Source organism: Bradyrhizobium sp. (assembly GCF_027307225.1).
Lineage (GTDB): Bacteria > Pseudomonadota > Alphaproteobacteria > Rhizobiales > Xanthobacteraceae > Bradyrhizobium.
Map to the genome: position 1 here is coordinate 12,467 of NZ_DAHUXJ010000093.1, position 17,122 is coordinate 29,588.

The 17,122-nt window shown below is 61.6% G+C and carries 12 protein-coding genes; all 12 read right to left on the bottom strand.

Going from position 1 to position 17,122, the window contains the following annotated elements:
- The 12 genes from M6D32_RS15955 to ugpC all read right to left on the bottom strand — a co-directional run bounded on the left by M6D32_RS15955 (nucleotide 1) and on the right by ugpC (nucleotide 17,083).
- The gene (locus M6D32_RS15955) at nucleotides 1–2,283 is read right to left on the bottom strand and encodes a glycosyltransferase family 4 protein (RefSeq protein ID WP_298257860.1); all 2,283 of its coding nucleotides are present in this window, start codon (nucleotides 2,281–2,283) and stop codon (nucleotides 1–3) included.
- Entirely contained in the window at nucleotides 2,280–3,206 is a 927-nt protein-coding gene (locus M6D32_RS15960; RefSeq protein ID WP_298257862.1) for a class I mannose-6-phosphate isomerase, read from the bottom strand. The genes M6D32_RS15955 and M6D32_RS15960 overlap by 4 nt, the downstream gene beginning before the upstream one ends.
- Nucleotides 3,207–4,028: 822 nt before the next feature.
- Nucleotides 4,029–6,119 (bottom strand): acetate--CoA ligase family protein, encoded by a 2,091-nt coding sequence (locus M6D32_RS15965; RefSeq protein ID WP_298257864.1) that lies wholly within the window; start codon nucleotides 6,117–6,119, stop codon nucleotides 4,029–4,031.
- 50 nt (nucleotides 6,120–6,169) lie between these two features.
- Nucleotides 6,170–7,336 (bottom strand): acyl-CoA dehydrogenase family protein, encoded by a 1,167-nt coding sequence (locus tag M6D32_RS15970; RefSeq protein WP_298257866.1) that lies wholly within the window; start codon nucleotides 7,334–7,336, stop codon nucleotides 6,170–6,172.
- Between the two features lie 4 nt (nucleotides 7,337–7,340).
- Complete coding sequence (locus tag M6D32_RS15975) at nucleotides 7,341–8,534, bottom strand: CoA transferase (RefSeq protein WP_298257868.1); 1,194 nt, start codon at nucleotides 8,532–8,534, stop codon at nucleotides 7,341–7,343.
- A 189-nt stretch (nucleotides 8,535–8,723) separates the two neighbouring features.
- The gene (locus tag M6D32_RS15980; RefSeq protein ID WP_298257870.1) at nucleotides 8,724–10,253 is read right to left on the bottom strand and encodes an AMP-binding protein; all 1,530 of its coding nucleotides are present in this window, start codon (nucleotides 10,251–10,253) and stop codon (nucleotides 8,724–8,726) included.
- A gap of 15 nt (nucleotides 10,254–10,268) precedes the next feature.
- A complete protein-coding gene (locus M6D32_RS15985) occupies nucleotides 10,269–11,438 on the bottom strand; it encodes an acetyl-CoA acetyltransferase (RefSeq protein ID WP_298257872.1) in 1,170 nt (389 codons plus the stop codon).
- A gap of 83 nt (nucleotides 11,439–11,521) precedes the next feature.
- Nucleotides 11,522–12,508 (bottom strand): D-erythronate dehydrogenase, encoded by a 987-nt coding sequence (gene denD, locus M6D32_RS15990; RefSeq protein WP_298257874.1) that lies wholly within the window; start codon nucleotides 12,506–12,508, stop codon nucleotides 11,522–11,524.
- Nucleotides 12,509–12,663: 155 nt separating this feature from the next.
- Nucleotides 12,664–13,572 carry a carbohydrate ABC transporter permease gene (locus M6D32_RS15995; RefSeq protein ID WP_298257876.1) on the bottom strand — a complete coding sequence of 303 codons (909 nt, stop codon included), beginning with the start codon at nucleotides 13,570–13,572 and terminating at the stop codon, nucleotides 12,664–12,666.
- The gene (locus tag M6D32_RS16000) at nucleotides 13,565–14,524 is read right to left on the bottom strand and encodes a sugar ABC transporter permease (protein ID WP_298257878.1); all 960 of its coding nucleotides are present in this window, start codon (nucleotides 14,522–14,524) and stop codon (nucleotides 13,565–13,567) included. The genes M6D32_RS15995 and M6D32_RS16000 overlap by 8 nt, the downstream gene beginning before the upstream one ends.
- A gap of 117 nt (nucleotides 14,525–14,641) precedes the next feature.
- The gene (locus M6D32_RS16005) at nucleotides 14,642–15,964 is read right to left on the bottom strand and encodes an ABC transporter substrate-binding protein (RefSeq protein WP_298257880.1); all 1,323 of its coding nucleotides are present in this window, start codon (nucleotides 15,962–15,964) and stop codon (nucleotides 14,642–14,644) included.
- Nucleotides 15,965–16,021: 57 nt separating this feature from the next.
- Complete coding sequence (ugpC, locus tag M6D32_RS16010) at nucleotides 16,022–17,083, bottom strand: sn-glycerol-3-phosphate ABC transporter ATP-binding protein UgpC (protein ID WP_298257882.1); 1,062 nt, start codon at nucleotides 17,081–17,083, stop codon at nucleotides 16,022–16,024.
- Nucleotides 17,084–17,122: the final 39 nt, after the last annotated feature.

The window sequence follows — 17,122 nt, forward strand, 5'->3', positions numbered from 1 at the left end:
TCAGGCGCCGATGGAACGAAGCGCTACCGGAGAGGTGGCGCTGACATTAACGCGCGCAAGCTGACGAATATCGGCAAGACCGAGCAGATATGAGACGACCGACTCACCGCCGCGGTTTTCGTTGGCGCGGTCGGGATGCAAGCCATCGCGACAACTGCCGGTTTCGGGATCAACGAGCGAAACCGATAAGTCGTTGCGGCCGAGAAACCAGGCGAAAGCGTTGGTTGCGATCGCTTTCCATTCGGCGTTGCCTTCCGCTCGCCACGCGGTCAGGCCGGCGGCGATCGTTGCGGTGGCTTCCACCGGCTGCTGATCGAATGCATGAGGCGGCCGGCGCAGTTCGCCGAAGCTGGCGGTGCCCACGGGGCGGAACTGACCGGTCGAGTTTGTCTGTTGTGTCATCAGCCAGCGGAGCGATCTCAATCCGGCATCGACGTAATCAGGCGTTTGGGTAGCGATGCCTGTCTGCATCAGGGCCTGCGGCAGCCGTGCGTTGTCATAGGCGAGGCTCTCCTCGAACCACGACCAGTCCGGCGTCTCAACCGACGCGAGGCCGGATATCAATCTGTCAGCGAGAAAATGCCTGATTTCCCTGGCGCGGAGATCCTCAGGCACGACGGCGCAATAACCGTCCAAACCCAATAGCGTGAAGGCCGACGCCCGGGGCGAATGAAATGTCTTCACGGTTGGCAGCGCCTCCGCAAACAGGGCGGCAGCCCATCGCCGGCGCGAGGGGCTCGCGTCCCTGCGGGCGCACTCACCCAGCGCCCACAAGGTTCGCCCATGACTGTCTTCGGAACCGCTGTCTTCAAGCCAGGTCCGATTGAAGCCCATGAAATTGCGAAATCGCTTGGTGTCGGGATTCCAGGCATGCTGCACGAAGGCAGCAAATCGGGCCGTCAACGGCTCGGACAAGCGTTTTTCACCGGGATTGTTGAGGGCGCAGGCCAGCAGCAGGGCCCGTGCATTGTCATCCACGCAATAGCCGTGCGCGCGATCCGGCACCGAATGCACGGCGTGCTGGAATAGGCCGGTGTCGTCGCACATGGAAAGAAAGTGACCCAATTGCATGTCGGACGCCGCAGGGCTGTGCGCAATCGGGACCGGTCCGGTCCGCGCGACCACCTTGAGCCAGTCGCCATGGCGCGCGTTCTCGAATACGGCGATGTAACGCTCGGCAGTGCGCTCCCATGTCATCGAGCGGCTGATGGCGTAGGCGCGCTCGCGCATCGCCTGCCGGCGAGGGGCATCGGTGAGCATCAGGGCAATTTCCTTGCCGATCGCTGCCGCGTTGCCGAACGGAACGATGACACCGCGGCCGTCATCCAATAGCTCCAGCGCGTGCCAGTAGGGCGTCGAAACTACCGGCTTGCCGAGCCCGAAGCTGTAGGCCAGCGTCCCCGACGTCATTTGCGCCTCATTGAGATAGGGCGTGACATAGACGTCGCACATCGAAATGAATTCCAGTAGCGTCGCCTGATCCACGAACTGGTCGAGAAACACCACATGGTTCTCGACCCCGAGTTCACGCACACGCGTCACCAGGCTCTCGCGGTAGGCCTCGCCCTGGTCTCGCACCAGATTGGGATGCGTCGCGCCGAGCACCACGTAGACCGCGTCCGCCCGGCGTTGCAGGATCGAGGGCATTGCGTCGATCATGACCTCGATACCTTTGCTGGGGGAGAGCAGGCCGAACGTCAGGATGACGGAACGGTTGCTGAATCCGAGTCGGGCTTTTGCGGCGTCGGGCTCAGCAAACGGAAACTCGGGGATTCCATGGGGGATGACCTCCATCTTCTCGTCTGGAACGCCATAGACGCTACGCAACATCTCCTGTCCCTTGTTGGCCATCACGACGATCTTCGAAGATGCCTCGACGAGGCGTTCCATCACCGCGCGTTGGGCCGCGCCCGGCTTGGCCAGCACCGTGTGCAGCGTCGTGACAACCGGCATGTTCAATCGTGAAAGCAACTCGAGAATGTAGCCGCCGGCTTCGCCGCCAAATATTCCGAACTCGTGCTGCAGACAGACGACATCAAAGCGGCCAGCGTTGAGGAATGCGGCAGCGTGCACATAATCTTCGATGGTGTCATCTTTGATCTGAAAGGCGACCGAATCGGGATAGTTATAGGTTTGACCGTGATCATTCATCGCGACAATGCAGGTCTCGACGTTTGGCCGTGAATTCGCAACCGCTCGTACCAGATCGGTCGTGAAGGTGGCGATGCCGCAGCGGCGAGGCAACGAATTTCCGATCACGACGATGCGGCGATGCGGCGTCACGTTTGCGCCTCGGTGGGGCTTTGTGTCTCGGAAGCTGCCGAATTAACCGGGCTGACGGGCTGCTCATCGAGTGTCTGCAATAGCGAATCGATCGGGCGGCTTGCCGGATAGGCGACCAGCGCGCTCAATCCATCGGCGCCAACCTCGATGCTGGTGCGACCGCCGCCGACGAAGATTGCCTGTCCGATCGATACTGCGGACAGTCCGATCGCCGCGTGGCCGCCGAGAGCTAGAATCCAGGTCTCAGGCCCGGCGAGGAGCGCCCAGCTTGAACCCTCGGTCAACTCAACCCGCTCAAGGACGAAATGCCGGCTTGCGATCAGCACCGTTCGGGCCGTCGTGAGACGGATCGGATGGCAGGGCGCTTGAAGCGGCCACGGGTGGGCAACCGCGACGCCATTGTCTTCATTCAGTTGGCGGTGTCTTCCAAAGTCGAACAGGCGGAAGGTCGTGTCGCTGCGCTGCTGAATTTCGGCAAGCACGATGCCAGCGCCGATGGCATGGATAGTGCCGGCCGGGATGTAGATCACGTCGCCCTTGGCGACCGGACGCCAGTGAACCAGTTCTTCGATTGAACCGTTACGGATCGAAGCACGTAGTTGCTGTGGCGTTATCCGGTGCTTCAGGCCTACGCCGATCCGCGCGTCCGGCTCTGCCGAAAGGATATACCAGGCCTCGCTCTTGCCATTCGGCATTCCCATCGCGCGGGCGAAGGTGTCGTCCGGATGAACCTGGATCGACAATGGTTCGCTGGTGAAGAGGAGTTTGAGGAGCAGGGCGGGGTTAAGAGCATGCTTGCCGGGCCGCTCGAACCATAGTTCGCCGACGGCATCGCCTGAAGCGTCAAGGCTGCTCCAGGGTTGCAGATCGCGGACCCCCCACGGCTTGTGAACGGCTTGCACGGCCGCAAGTTCGGTGGGCATACGCTGTCCTGATCCATGACGCACACGTCGGAGCGACGTGCCGTTGGCCGATGTCATCCATTTGGCTTAGCTGAGGCGTCGCGTTTTCGAGCAGGCTTTGCTGCAGGAGCCGATCCACTCCACTAGTGCCGCCCGTTTGAAGTTCCTGCACCACAAGCGGCGAATTCGATCCAGGAACTTCAAATAGAAAAGCGGCACTAGAATCATAGATTTGCTAGTGCCCAGAACTTTCCGAAGTTCGTGAAAGGTGCGTGCTGAGGTGTAACACGAACTTCGGAAAGTGGGCACTAGGTCTGTCGGAGTTCGATCGTTCGACGCGATGATACCACAATGGCGGCGGGACGCCGCCAACATGAACCAAAATTCGTTCCCAAAATTCCTTGGCTTCCGCATAAACCCGCTACAGGCGGGCCAAAATGCCGCCTTATTGCTAAACGACCTTGACGCCTGTCGATATTCGCTGAGTGGGGACTCAAATCAAAGCGAATACTCGTCGAGGGGTGTTCCGAGTAAATCCAGTCTCGTCGGGCCTTCGCGGGCAACGATGAGTCACGTCCAAAATCCGGGTTCACCCAGACCCGTGTCTAGGGAGAACGGCATGAAGGACGTCACCAAGTGGGTGGCCTCGGAGGTACTCGCGCAGATGATGGCAGTGACCGCCATGATCGTCATCGCCAGCGTCGTCTTCCACTGGCGGTGATCACCCACCGCCGGATGTGCGTGAAGTGAGCGAATGCGGCGAGGCAAGCCGGGGCGGATAGTTCCGCGTAGCCTTGGGGGGTTGCCTCGTTGCGTTCGCCACTACCGTCGAAATCGCTATTTCTAGCCCTGAAATACCACCGCGTCGACAACGACGCAGCCCTTGCCGGCGCTGCCGAGCAGCACCGGATTCAGGTCGAGGCTGACGACCCTAGCTGTGGGATCGAGCATCAGGTCGCCGATCCGCATCACGGCGTCGCACAGCGCATCGACATCCATAGGCGGCTCGCCACGCACACCCGCGAACAACGGCGCGACCTTAAGTCTTTGCAGCGCTGCCCTCACCTCGTCTCTTGAGAAGGGCGGCAACAGCAACGCGGTGTCGCGGAAAATCTCGACATACTTGCCGCCATCGCCCACGGCCACGACCGGACCGAAGACGGGATCACGGTGCGCGCCGATCATGATCTCGCGGCGGCCGCCCGCCATCGCCGCAACGATGACGCCGTCGAACCGCGAACCGTGCTTGCGGATGATGGCTTCCATCTGGGCCCAGACGTCGCCCGCTTCCTCGCGGCTCGTCACGCCGAGCTTGACCAGCCCAAGCTCGGATTTGTGCGCGATATCGGCCGAACATCCCTTGACCACCACCGGACCGCCGATGCTCTCGAACGCCGCCACGGCTTCGGCGCGCGACCGGCACAGCCGATGGGCCACGACGACAACGCCGCGCTCGGCCAGCAAAGCAAGACTGTCCGCTTCATTGAGCATGGTGGTTGCAGCCGCCGGCACCCAGAGCGCGCGCACCTTCTGCGTCTGCGCCCGGCGTGCCTTGGTGCGCGCCATCAGTTCGTGGTGTGCCAGGAACTGATGCAATGCCGCGACCGCCTCGGTCTCGGTCGGGAAGACGGACGAACCTTCGGCGGCGAACTGATCGGCGACACTCTTTTGGGTCGCGGCGATCACCAGCGGCTTGCGGGTCTGTTTGGCAAAGGCTGCGGCGTCGCGGGCGAACGCCTCGACGTCGTAACCCGGACCTGCGACGGGAACACCGATCAGAAACGCGTCCGCGGCCGGATCCTCGGCGATGACAGGAAGAATATCGCCGAACAGGCGGCTGTTCGACAGCAGCGCCGCCGTCAGATCGATCGGATTGGTCGTGGTGGCAAAGCTCGGCAGAATGCCTTTGAGCTTCTTGTCCGTCTCGGCGGAGAGTGTCGCCATTGGCATGCCGACGTTGGTGGCGGCGTCCGCCGTCATGACACAGACCGCGCCGGAATTGCTGATCGCAACCAGCCGCCTGCCCTTCGGCTTCCATCCCTTCAGATAAAGCTCGGTCGCCTCAACCAGGCCACGCATGTCCGGCGCGCGCCAGATGCCGTGCTGCTCGAAGAAGGCATCGACCACGCGATCTTCATTGGCGAGCGCGCCCGTATGCGATTGCGCGGCCTGGCGCCCGGCTTCGGAGCGGCCGGACTTCAGTGCAATGATCGGCAGATCGCGCTTGAGCGCCACCTCGGCGAGTTCTTCCAGATATTTCGTCTCCGGAATGCTCTCGAGATAAAGCAGCAGGAGCTTGACCTCGGGGTCTTCCGCGACGGCGACCGCAAGCTCACCGACGGTGATATCGGCGTCGTTGCCGGTCGCATGGGTGTGGCGCACGCCGATGCCGCGCTGACGCAGGAATCCGACGGGCACCGTGCTCAGCGCGCCGCTCTGGCTCAGCATCGCGACATGGCCTTCGGCGCGATCCATATCCATGAACATGGTGGAGAAGCTTGCAATCGCGCCGGTACCGAAATTGGCGAGCCCCTGCGAATTGGGACCGACGATGCGCATGCCGGCCTTGTGCGCGGCCTCCACCATCCGCCGCTCTTTCGCCTTGCCGGCGACCGCATCGACCTCGCCGAAGCCCGAGGCCATCACCACGGCGACCTTCACGCCGTGGGCCGCACAATCTTCTACCACGCCAATCGCATTATCGCCGGCGACCGCGACAATCACCATGTCAGGCGCTTCCGGCAGATCGCCGAGGCTCTTGTAGCACTTGTGGCCCTGCACCTCGGGGCGAGACGGATTGATCGGGAAAATCCTGCCCTTGAAGCCGAACTTGTCGAGATAGTGCACCGGCCTGCCGCCGACCTTGTTGGGATTTTCCGAGGCGCCGATGATGGCGACGGAGCGCGGGTCGAGCGCGGCCTTGAGACGAGTCATGATGAATCCTTGAACGTGCGCTTTATGATTTTCGAAAGGGGTTAGCCGCCTCAATACGACTTCGGCAAGCCCAGCACCTTTTCGGCGATGAAGCTGAGAATGAGCTGTGGGCTGATTGGGGCGATACGCGGGATCAGGGATTCCCGAAGATATCGCTCGACATGAAATTCCTTGGCGTAGCCGAAACCGCCATGGGTCATCACCGCCTGTTCGCAGGCATGAAAGCCGGCTTCGCCTGCAAGATATTTCGCGGCATTGGCCGCCGGCCCGCAGAGCTGACCCTGGTCGTATTGCCACGCAGCCGACAGCGTCATCAGCCAGGCAGCTTCCAGCTCCATCCAGTTCTTCGCGAGCGGATGCTGGATTCCTTGATTCTTGCCGATCGGACGGTTGAAGACGTTGCGCTCCTTGGCGTAGGCCGCGGCGCGTGACAGCGCCACATGGCCGAGCCCGACGGCTTCTGCCGCAATCAGGATGCGCTCGGGATTCATGCCGTGCAGGATGTATTCAAATCCCCGACCCTCTTCACCGAGGCGATCCGCAAGCGGAATCTCGAAATCCTCGATGAAGAGCTCGTTGGAATCGACCGCCTTGCGGCCCATCTTCTCGATCTCCCGCACCGAGATGCGGCTGCGATCGAAATCGGTATAGAAGAGACTTAGCCCGCGGGTCGGGTTTTTCACTTCTTCCAGCGGCGTGGTGCGCGCCAGCAGCAGAATTTTCCCGGCGACCTGCGCGGTCGAAATCCAGACCTTCTGGCCGTTGACGATATATTTGTCGCCGGAACGCACCGCGCGCGTCTTCAACTGCGTGGTGTTCAGCCCGGTGTTGGGTTCGGTGACGGCGAAGCAGGATCGCTCTGTGCCGGCCACGATCGGCGGCAACATCCGCTCGCACTGCTCCTTGGTACCGAATACGACCACCGGATTGAGCCCGAACACATTCATATGCACTGCGGAGGCGCCCGACATGCCGGCGCCGGATTCCGAAATCGTCCGCATCATGATCGCGGCGTCCATGATGCCGAGGCCGGAACCGCCATATTCCTCAGGAATGCAGATGCCGAGCCAGCCGGCATCGGCCAGCGCGCGGTGAAAATCGGCCGGGTATCCGCCTTCCTTGTCCTTCTTCAGCCAATAGGCGTCGTCGAAGCGTGCGCAGATTTTTGCGACCGCATCGCGGATCGATTCCTGATTGGGGCTGAGCGCGAAATCCATGATGTCAGACCGCTGTTGTCGCGCCGTCACGCACAAGTCCGGCAATCTCTTCGGCTGAAAACCCGGCTTCCTTCAGGATTTCGCCACCGTGCTCGTTCAAGCGCGGCGCGAGCCGCGAAGGCTCGACTGCCGTTTCGGACCATCGGGCGGAAGCCTTCATGCTGCGGATTTTTCCTTCGCTGGGATGATCGACCACCGGAAAGAAACCGGTCGATGCCAGATGCGGGTCCTGCAAGATGCTTTCGAGATCATGCATGGGCATTACGGGTATATCGGCCTTGGTGAGCAAATCGAGCCATTCGGACGTGGTTTTAGTCTCGAAGATGCGGGCGAGTTCGGCATAGACGGTGTCGATATTGCTGGCACGGCCGGCAAAGCTTGCAAACTTCGGATCTTGCCGCAGGTCGTCACGACCGGTCGCCGCGAAGAAGCTCGCCCATTGCTTGTCGTTATAAACGATCACGCAGATAAAGCCGTCTGCGGTCTTGTAAGGCCTGCGGTCGCGCGACAAATGCCGCGCATAGCCGCCCTTGTCGAGTGGCGGTTCATAAGTGAGCCCACCCATGTGGTCGCCCATGACAAATCCCGCCATGGTCTCGAACATCGGAACGTCCAGCCGCTGGCCGCGCCCGGTGCGATCGCGATGCACAAGGCTGGCGCAGATCGCGCCGACCGCCGTCAGTCCGACGATCCGATCGACCAGGGCGTTCGGAACATAGCGCGGCACGCCGTCACCGGTTTGCGCCATCAGCGCCGGCAGACCGGTCGCGCCCTGGATCAGGTCGTCATAAGCCGGCTTGGCGGCGTAGGGACCATCCTGGCCGAAGCCGAATACCCCGGCATAAATCAGCCGCGGGTTGATATCAGATACGACATCGTAGCCGAGTTGCAGGCGCGCCATCGCCGCAGGACGGATGTTGTAGACCAGGACATCGGCCGTCTTGATCAGCCGCAGCACCGTGTCGCGGCCGCCGGGCTTCTTCAGGTCGAGCGCGATGCTGCGTTTGCTGCGATTGGTATTGAGGAACACCGGTCCCATGCCGGGATGCCGTGTCGGACCGATCAGCCGCGTCACGTCGCCCTCGAGGCTTTCGACCTTGACGACGTCGGCGCCGTAGTCGCCCAGCATCTGGGTGGCATACGGCCCCATCAGCACGGTCGTCATGTCGATGACTTTGACGCCTTCCAGCGGCCCCATGGGTGGTACTTTCTTACGGAAAATGTTCGGCGCGATGCGCCTGTCCGGCTTAGTAGCGCCGGGCTGCGGGCGAGATCAAGGCTTCCCGAGGTATGGCCGTATGCGCGACGGCGTCATCGTCCGCCACGGGTCTCGCCGTCGGCGAGCAGGCGACAGGCTCCAGCCGGCACGGCGACCCCGGAAAACTACTTACTTCCGCATCATCCGCCGCAACTCGGTCTTCAGCACCTTGCCGTAATTGTTCTTCGGCAGCGCATCGAGATAAACGTAGCGCTTGGGCCGTTTGAAACGCGCAATCGATGCCAGGCAATGTGCATCCAGCTTGGCGTCGTCGCGAGTCGCGCCCTCCTCCAGCACCACGCAGGCAACGACGATCTCGCCCCAATCTGGATCGGGCAGGCCGATCGCGGAGACCTCGCGCACGTCCGCATGCGACAGCAGCGCCTCCTCCACTTCCCGCGGATAGATGTTGGTGCCGCCGGAAATGATGACGTCCTTTGACCGGTCGGAGAGCGTGAGAAAGCCGTCTTCGTCGAGACGCCCGACGTCGCCGGTGCGCAGCCAGCCGTCCTTGAGCGTCTCGGCATTGGCCTTCGGATTGTTCCAGTAGCCGAGCATCACGGCGGTGCCCTTGGCTTCGACCTCGCCGGTCTCGCCCGCACCCAGTACCTCGCCGTCCTTGCCGGTGATGCGAACCGACATGACGCTCTGCGCGGTGCCGACCGAGGCCAGCCGCTCCAGGTAGCGCGGATGTTCCGTCTTCATGTGCCATTCGCGGCTGAGCGCGGTGATGGTCATTGGCGATTCGCCCTGGCCATAGATCTGCACGAAGCGCTGCCCCATCACCGAGATCGCCTCTCGGATATCGGCGAGGTACATAGGCCCGCCGCCATAGATGATGGTGCGTATGCCCTCGCCGCTTTCGCCGCGGCGTTTGGCAGCATCGACCAGCCGGCGAACCATGGTCGGCGCGCCGAACATCACGACATTCTCGAGATTGCGGGCAAGGTTGAGCACCTCATCCGGATCGAAACCGCCGGATTCCGGAACGACGTGCCGTCCGCCCATGCGCACATGCGGGAGATTGTAGAGGCCGGCGCCATGCGAAATCGGCGCGGCATAGAGCGAGGCATCTTGCGGCGTCGCCGGATCGACGTCGGCGAGATAACACATCGACGCTGCGACCAGATTGCCGTGGCTGAGCATCACCCCCTTCGGCCGGCCGGTCGTGCCCGAGGTATAGAACAGCCACGCGAGGTCATCGACCTCGCGGGCGAGCGGCATGGGTGCGCCCTCACCTTCGCGCATCGCCCGATAGGCGTCGCTGTCGAGCGACACTGTCTTCATCGCGGCCGGCAGATCGGCCTTCGCCTCTGTCAACGCTTCAACCGTGCCGTCGGAAATGAAAGCCAGTTTGGCGCCGGCGTCGCTGCAGATCCAGGCGGCCTCGCGGCCGTGCAGCTTGGCATTGATCGGGATAGCGGCCGCGCCCATCCACCAGATGCCGTAAAGGCATTCGAGATATTGCGTACAGTTACCGGCGAAAAGCGCGACACGATCGCCAGGCGCGATCCCGTGGTCACGCAACAGCGCGGCACCGGTCGCGGCCGCGCGGTGCGCGAAGGTCCCGTAGTCGGCGTCTAGGTCGAAGCCGGTCAGCAGTGCCGGCGCTTCAGGACGAAGCCTGGCCGTGTTGGCGAGCCATTCCGCGATGTTCATTGCTCAAAGCCTCGCTTACTTCGCGGGCTCCAGGATCGAAACATAGTTGGCGACCGCCGCACCGCCCATGTTAAAGATGCCGCCGAGCTTCGGATTTGGAAGCTGCATGCCTTCGGGCGCTTGCCCCGTGAGCTGCATCGCAGTCATCACATGCATCGAAACGCCGGTCGCACCGATCGGATGGCCCTTGGCCTTCAATCCGCCGGAGGGATTGACCGGTAGCTTGCCGTCCTTCTGCGTCCAGCCTTCCTTGATGGCACGCGCACCCTGCCCGCGCGGTGTCAGCCCCATCGCCTCGTACTCGATCAGTTCGGCGACCGTGAAGCAGTCGTGGGTCTCGACGAAGGAAAGGTCGGAAAGCGCAACACCGGCTTTCTCGAGCGCGCGTTGCCAGGCGATCGAGCAGCCTTCGAACTGTAAAATGTCGCGCTTGGACATCGGCAGGAAATCCTGCGCGTGTGCCACGCTGCGAAAGTTCACCGCCTTGCCCATCTTCTTCGCGGTCTCGAGGTCGGTCAGTACCAGCGCGGCCGCACCATCCGATACCAGCGAGCAATCGGTACGCTTCAGCGGACCCGCGACATAGGGATTCTTTTCACTTTCGGAGCGGCAGAATTCAAAACCGAAATCCTTGCGCATCTGAGCGTAGGGATTGGCAACGCCGTTCTTGTGGTTCTTAGCCGCGATCATGGCGAGTGCATCGGATTGATCGCCGTATTTCTGGAAGTAGCCTTGCGCGATCTTGCCGAACACGCCGGCGAAGCCACCGGGGGTATCGCCGTCTTCGGGCAGATAAGAAGCGCGCAACAGGTTGCGGCCGATTTCGGGGCCCGGCGTCCGCGTCATCTGCTCGACGCCAACGACCAACACGATTTTCGCCGCCCCCGAGGCGATCGCGCGGATGCCCTGATGCACGGCGGCCGAGCCGGTCGCGCAAGCGTTTTCAACGCGGGTGGCCGGCTTGAAGCGGAGCTGCGGATCGGCCTGCAACACCAGCGCGGCCGTAAAGTCCTGGGCCGAGAAGCCGGCGTTGAAATGCCCGAGCACGATCTCGTCGACGTCGGCGGCTGCAATGCCCGCGTCCGCCAACGCTTCGTTGGCGACCTTGACGACCAGGCTTTCGACCGTCTCGGCGTCAAACTTGCCAAAGGGCGTATGTGCCCATCCGACGATGCTGGCTGTCATGGTTGTTCTCCCGCGAAGTCTTGTGTTTGAGCATAATCTTATCGGAAAACCGGTTCCCACTTTTCCGGATCATGCTCGCGAAATCAGGCGGCGAAGTTACCGCCCAGTTCGTCGTCGATATGAATACGGATAATGTCGTCGAAGGTCTTTTCTGCGGTCGTGAAGCCGAGTTCAAGCGAACGTCTGGGATCGAAGTTACGCGGCCAGCCGGCGACGATGCCCACGATAAAAGGATCCGGCTCGCGTTTGATCCGCGCTGCCACCTTCTCGCCCGCAACGCGCTTGAGCGCGGAGATCTGTTCGCCGACGGTTGCGGAAAGGCCGGGCATGGTCAGGTTGCGTCGTGGACCGATCCTGGCAGTGTCGATGCTTCCCGCATGGATCAGGAACCCGACCGCCGAGCGCGGCGAAGCATGCCAGTGCCGTACATCCTCCGATACCGGCAGGATCGCCTCCTGGCCTGCAAGCGGCTCGCGCAGAATGCCGGAGAAGAAGCCGGAGGCCGCCTTGTTCGGCAGACCCGGGCGAATGCAGATGGTCGGCAAGCGAATACCGACGCCGTCCATAAAGCCGCGCCTCGTGTAGTCGGCAAGCAGGAGCTCGCCGATCGTCTTCTGGGTGCCGTAACTCAATAGCGGCGTATTGAAGAACTCATCGCCAATGGCGTCCGGGAACGGCGCACCGAACACCGCGATCGACGAGGTGAACACAACGCGCGGCTTGTAGCCGCCACCGGCCAGCCGGATCGCATCGAACAGCATCCGCGTGCCGTCGAGGTTGATGCGGTAGCCCTTCTCGAAATCGAGTTCGGCCTCGCCGGAGACGATCGCAGCCAGATGAAAGATCACGTCCGGGCGGCCGGAAACGAGCTTTTCAGGAACACCGGCCACTGCAAAATCGCCGGCCAGAATCTCAACCGGGAAGCCGGCCTTTTCGGGCTGTTTCGCCGCGACGACGTCGTGCAGCGTCATCCTGGTGATGCCGCTCTTGCCAAGCCGGCCGTCGGCGACGAGGCGATCGACCAATTTGCGGCCGACCATGCCGGCCGCGCCCAGAACCAGAATATACAAAACTTACTCCCGTTTGTTCTTCGTTGCCTCATCCTGAGGAGCATCGCGCAAGCGATGCGTCTCGAAGGATGATCACAGACCCTGCAAGCTGCCATCCTTCGTGACGCGCGCCAAATGCGCGCTCCTCAGGATGAGGTCCGACGGACCTTCGCCTGTCACTCTTTGACCGCCCCCGTCATCGCCGACACGTAGTGCTCGACGAAGAAGGCGTAAAGGATGACGAGCGGCAGCGAGCCGACCAGCGCGCCCGCCATCAGCGAGCCCCACTTGTAGATATCGCCATCGACGAATTCGTTCACGATCGCCACCGGCACCGTCTTGTTCGCCGTCGATTGCAGGAAGGTCAGCGCGTAGATGAACTCGTTCCAGCACAGCGTGAAGGAGAAGATGAAGGCCGAGATCAAGCCGGGAACGGCAAGCGGCACCACGATGCGGGTGAGGATCTGCCAGCGCGAGGCGCCGTCAATCAGCGCACATTCTTCAAGCTCGAACGGGATAGTCTTGAAGTATCCCATCAACAGCCAGGTCGAGAAGGGAATGAGTATCGTCGGATAAACGAGGATCAGCGACAGCGGCGAGTCGAACAGGCCGTACGCCTGGATCACCGACGCCAGCGGAATGAACAGGATCGACGGCGGCACGAGGTAGGCGAAGAAGATCAAGACGCCGACAGTGTCCGCCCCCTTGAATCGCAGGCGCACGATGGCGTAGGCCGCCAGTACGCTTGCAATGATCGAGAGCACGGTGGCACCGACCGCGACGTACATCGTGTTCCAGAGCCAGTGCGGGTACTGCGTCTCGAACAACAGTTTTTCGATGTGCTTGAACGTCGGATGAACCACCCAGAACGGGTTGTAGGTGTTCATGTCGATCAGTTGCTCATCGGGTTTGATCGACGTCAGCACCATCCAGTAGAACGGGAACAGCAGGATGATCAGGATCAGTCCCAGCGGGATATAGAGCGTCACCACGCGGCGCGGCAGCGACTCCAGATAGCTCATGCCCTCGCTGTCGTCGCCGCGGACGGCCGCCGGAGCTTTGGCAGGAAGCACGGAATCAGTCATTGCTCGATCCTTGCTGCCATTTGCGTCGCTGCATGCCGAACCAGGATATCCCGATCGCCGCCAGCAGGAACGGGATCATGGCGGTCGCAATCGCCGCGCCCTCGCCCAGACGCCCCGAGATAATGCCGCGTTGATAGCTCAAGGTCGCCATCAAATGTGTGGCGTTGACCGGTCCGCCGCGCGTCAGCGCCCAGATCAGCTGGAAATCGGTGAAGGTAAACAACACCGAAAACGTCATCACGACCGCGATGATCGGGGTCAACAACGGATAGGTGATGTAGCGGAAGCGCTGCCAGTTGGACGCGCCATCGAGTGTTGCGGCTTCATAGAGCGAGGGCGAGACGGTCTGAAGGCCTGCGAGAAGCGTGATCGCAACAAAAGGGACGCCGCGCCAGATATTGGCGAAAATCACGCTGCCGCGCGCCATGTTAGTTTCACCGAGAAAATCGATGTTGTGCTCGATCAGGCCAAGCTTCATCAGCGACCAGGAAATGATCGAGAACTGGGCATCGTAGATCCACCAGAATGCGATCGCGGAGAGCACGGTCGGCACGATGAAGGGAATGAGCACGATCGAGCGGATCAGCGCCTTGAACGGCAAGTTGCGGTTCAACAGCAACGCAAGATAGAGACCAATCGCAAATTTGATGGTGCTCGCGACGACCGTATAGAGAATCGTGTTGAAAACCGACAGCCAGAAGATCGAGTCGTCCCACAGCCACTCGTAATTCTCAAGGCCGACGAATATGCCGGCGCGGCCGATGCGCTCGTCGGTAAAACTCATCCAGATGCCCAGGCCCAGCGGATACGCGAGGAACAGGATCAGGAATGCGCCCGCAGGCAGCATGAACCACAGCGCCACGAAGTTGCGGTTGACCTTCAGCCGCGACCATAGAGAGGGCGTATCAACACTGGCCTGGCGAACCGGCACCGATGTTTGAAGTGTCGTCATCTCGTTCCAATTTCTATCCACCCATCTCCGGCCGCATCTGGTGGCCGAACTTTGGGACCGGATTGGCAGTGTCCGCGGTCGGCGCCCCAAACCGCGCCGACCAACCCAAGATAAGACCTAGCGGAAGATGCGCTTGGTGGAACGCTCCGCCGAGGCCATCGCGGTCTTCACATCTTCTCGACCGGTGCAGTAGTTCGCGAACATGTCGACCAGAACGAAGTCGGTGATCAGGGCGGCGGCATTCTCGCTCATCTGAGCGACCCCCGCAGGGGTCAGCGAGGTTTCGCCGACGTCGCGGAACGGCGTGTTCTTGGGATCTGCGGTCCAGATCGGATTTTTGGTGAAATCGAGCAGGAACGGGGAGAGGTAACCTTGGGATGCTTCGACCCACGGGTTGAACTGGGCCGGATCCAGCATAAAGGCGGTGAAGGCCTTGCAGGCCTGCGGGAACTTGGTGAAGTTGAAGACCAAAATCGGGAAACCCAGATTGAGTTCACGCGCCTTTCCGTCCACCCCCAGCGGCAAGTGGGCGTGGTTCATGTCCGCCGCGATCTGCGGATTTTCAGTCTTCGCCTTGATGTAAATCGAGATGCCGTTGACAGTCAGGTGAAGCTGACCCGCCAGGAAGGCCTTGTTGTTGGAACTGTCATTCCAGGACGCGGTGCCCGGGATGAAGTTGTCGTAAAGGCCTTTGACATATTCGAGCGCCTTGGCGGTCTCGGGCGAATTGACGACGACCTTATTGTTTGCGTCGATCATATTTCCGCCATGCGCCCACAGGGCCCAATGAAGCCAGGAGTTGGCGTCGCCCGAGGCGTGTCCGAGCGCCATGCCGGCCGGAGTGCCGTTCTTGTTCAGACCCTTGACGAGGTCAGCAAAGCCGGCAAGATCCTTCGGGAACTCCTTGTGGCCGGCCTTTTCCATCGCAGCGACGCGGTAATTCACCAAAGCGCCGGTGACGGCGACGGGGACACCGATCCACTTGCCGTCCAATTTGCCGTAGGCTTGGCCCGCCTTGGACCACCCGCCCGCCTTCTTGCCAAGGTAATCTGCGACGTCGGTCATATCGGTGACCTTGGTCGGGAACAGGAACGGCAACGAATAGAGGCCCCAGACGATGTCGAGGCCCTGCCCAATGTTGGCCGCAACCGACGCCTTGGGCTGGACGTCTTCATAGGATTCGTTGGTGACGTTCATCACGACGCCGGTTGCCTTCTGGAAGGCGTCGACGATTTTCATGAACGCGGCATCTTCGGAATCGACGAAGTGCTTCCAGCGCAACAGGTTGATCTTGGCGCCGGCTTCCGGTTTCCACGGCGAGGCCTGCGCCCAAGCCTTGGCATAGCCGAGCAATTGGTCGGCCGACATGGTGGCGGCGGCCGCAAGCAGAGTGCCGCCGGCCTTCAACGCCGACCGCCGGTCCAGTGTAAAATTACTCATTGTCCCATTTCTCCCTTTTTGATTGGCTTTCCATCGGCGATTGAGATGCGCCGACTTTTAAAGTCGCTTGCCGGTGGCCTCGTCGAACAGATGAACCACCGATGGATTCGGCTTCAGCCGCACCTTGTCGCCCGGCTTGAACTGATGACGTTCGCGGAAGACAGCGACGACCTGCTCGCCGCCGAGCTTGGCGAACAGCTGCGTTTCAGACCCCGTCGGCTCGACCACCACGATCTCCGCTTCGGCGCCGTCGTCGGCGATGGTGAAATGCTCCGGCCGCACGCCGTAGAGCGCAGGCCTGCCGTCGGAATTGGCGGGCGCCGTCGCCAGCGGCAATTTGACGCCGTTCGGCGCTTCGAAGCTGGCGCTGCCGTTCACCTTGACCTTGCCTTTCAGGAAATTCATCGCCGGCGAACCGATGAAGCTCGCGACGAACTGATTTTCAGGCCGGTCGTAGAGCTCGAGCGGCGAGCCGATCTGCTCGACGATGCCATCGTGCATCACCACGATCTTGTCGGCCATGGTCATGGCCTCGATCTGGTCGTGGGTCACATAGACGGTCGTGGTCTTGAGCCGCTGGTGAAGTTCCTTGATTTCGGTGCGCATCGCCACGCGCAGCTTGGCATCGAGGTTGGACAGCGGCTCGTCGAACAGAAACACCTGCGGATCTCGCACGATGGCGCGGCCCATGGCGACGCGCTGGCGCTGGCCACCGGAAAGCTGCCGCGGATAGCGGTCGAGCAACGGCGTCAGGTCCAGAATCTCGGCGGCGCGGGCGACACCCTTCTTGACATCGCTGGCGTTGGCGCCGCGGAGCTTGAGCGAAAACCCCATATTGTCGGCGACCGTCATATGCGGATAGAGCGCATAGTTCTGGAACACCATCGCGATGTCGCGCTCTTTGGGCTGGATATTGTTGACGACGCGGTCGCCGATCGAAATCGTGCCCGAGGTGATGTTTTCCAGTCCTGCGAGCATCCGTAGCAAGGTCGATTTACCGCAACCGGAAGGGCCGACCAGAACGACGAAGGCGCCGTCCTCGATCGGAATTGTCACGCCGTGCAAGATCTCAAAGCCACCAAACGATTTCCGCACATCGCGGATATGCACAGATGACATACACTTTTTCTCCCAAACACCCGATCCAGCCGCCGGTAC

Coding starts and splice junctions, on each gene's coding strand:
- M6D32_RS15980 (WP_298257870.1), bottom strand. CDS start 10,253: ATGAACATCGCGGAATGGCTCGCCAACACGGCCAGGCTTCGTCCTGAA.
- M6D32_RS15960 (WP_298257862.1), bottom strand. CDS start 3,206: ATGCCCACCGAACTTGCGGCCGTGCAAGCCGTTCACAAGCCGTGGGGG.
- M6D32_RS15995 (WP_298257876.1), bottom strand. CDS start 13,572: ATGACTGATTCCGTGCTTCCTGCCAAAGCTCCGGCGGCCGTCCGCGGC.
- M6D32_RS15985 (WP_298257872.1), bottom strand. CDS start 11,438: ATGACAGCCAGCATCGTCGGATGGGCACATACGCCCTTTGGCAAGTTT.
- M6D32_RS15965 (WP_298257864.1), bottom strand. CDS start 6,119: ATGACTCGTCTCAAGGCCGCGCTCGACCCGCGCTCCGTCGCCATCATC.
- ugpC (WP_298257882.1), bottom strand. CDS start 17,083: ATGTCATCTGTGCATATCCGCGATGTGCGGAAATCGTTTGGTGGCTTT.
- M6D32_RS15975 (WP_298257868.1), bottom strand. CDS start 8,534: ATGGGGCCGCTGGAAGGCGTCAAAGTCATCGACATGACGACCGTGCTG.
- M6D32_RS15970 (WP_298257866.1), bottom strand. CDS start 7,336: ATGGATTTCGCGCTCAGCCCCAATCAGGAATCGATCCGCGATGCGGTC.
- M6D32_RS16000 (WP_298257878.1), bottom strand. CDS start 14,524: ATGACGACACTTCAAACATCGGTGCCGGTTCGCCAGGCCAGTGTTGAT.
- M6D32_RS16005 (WP_298257880.1), bottom strand. CDS start 15,964: ATGAGTAATTTTACACTGGACCGGCGGTCGGCGTTGAAGGCCGGCGGC.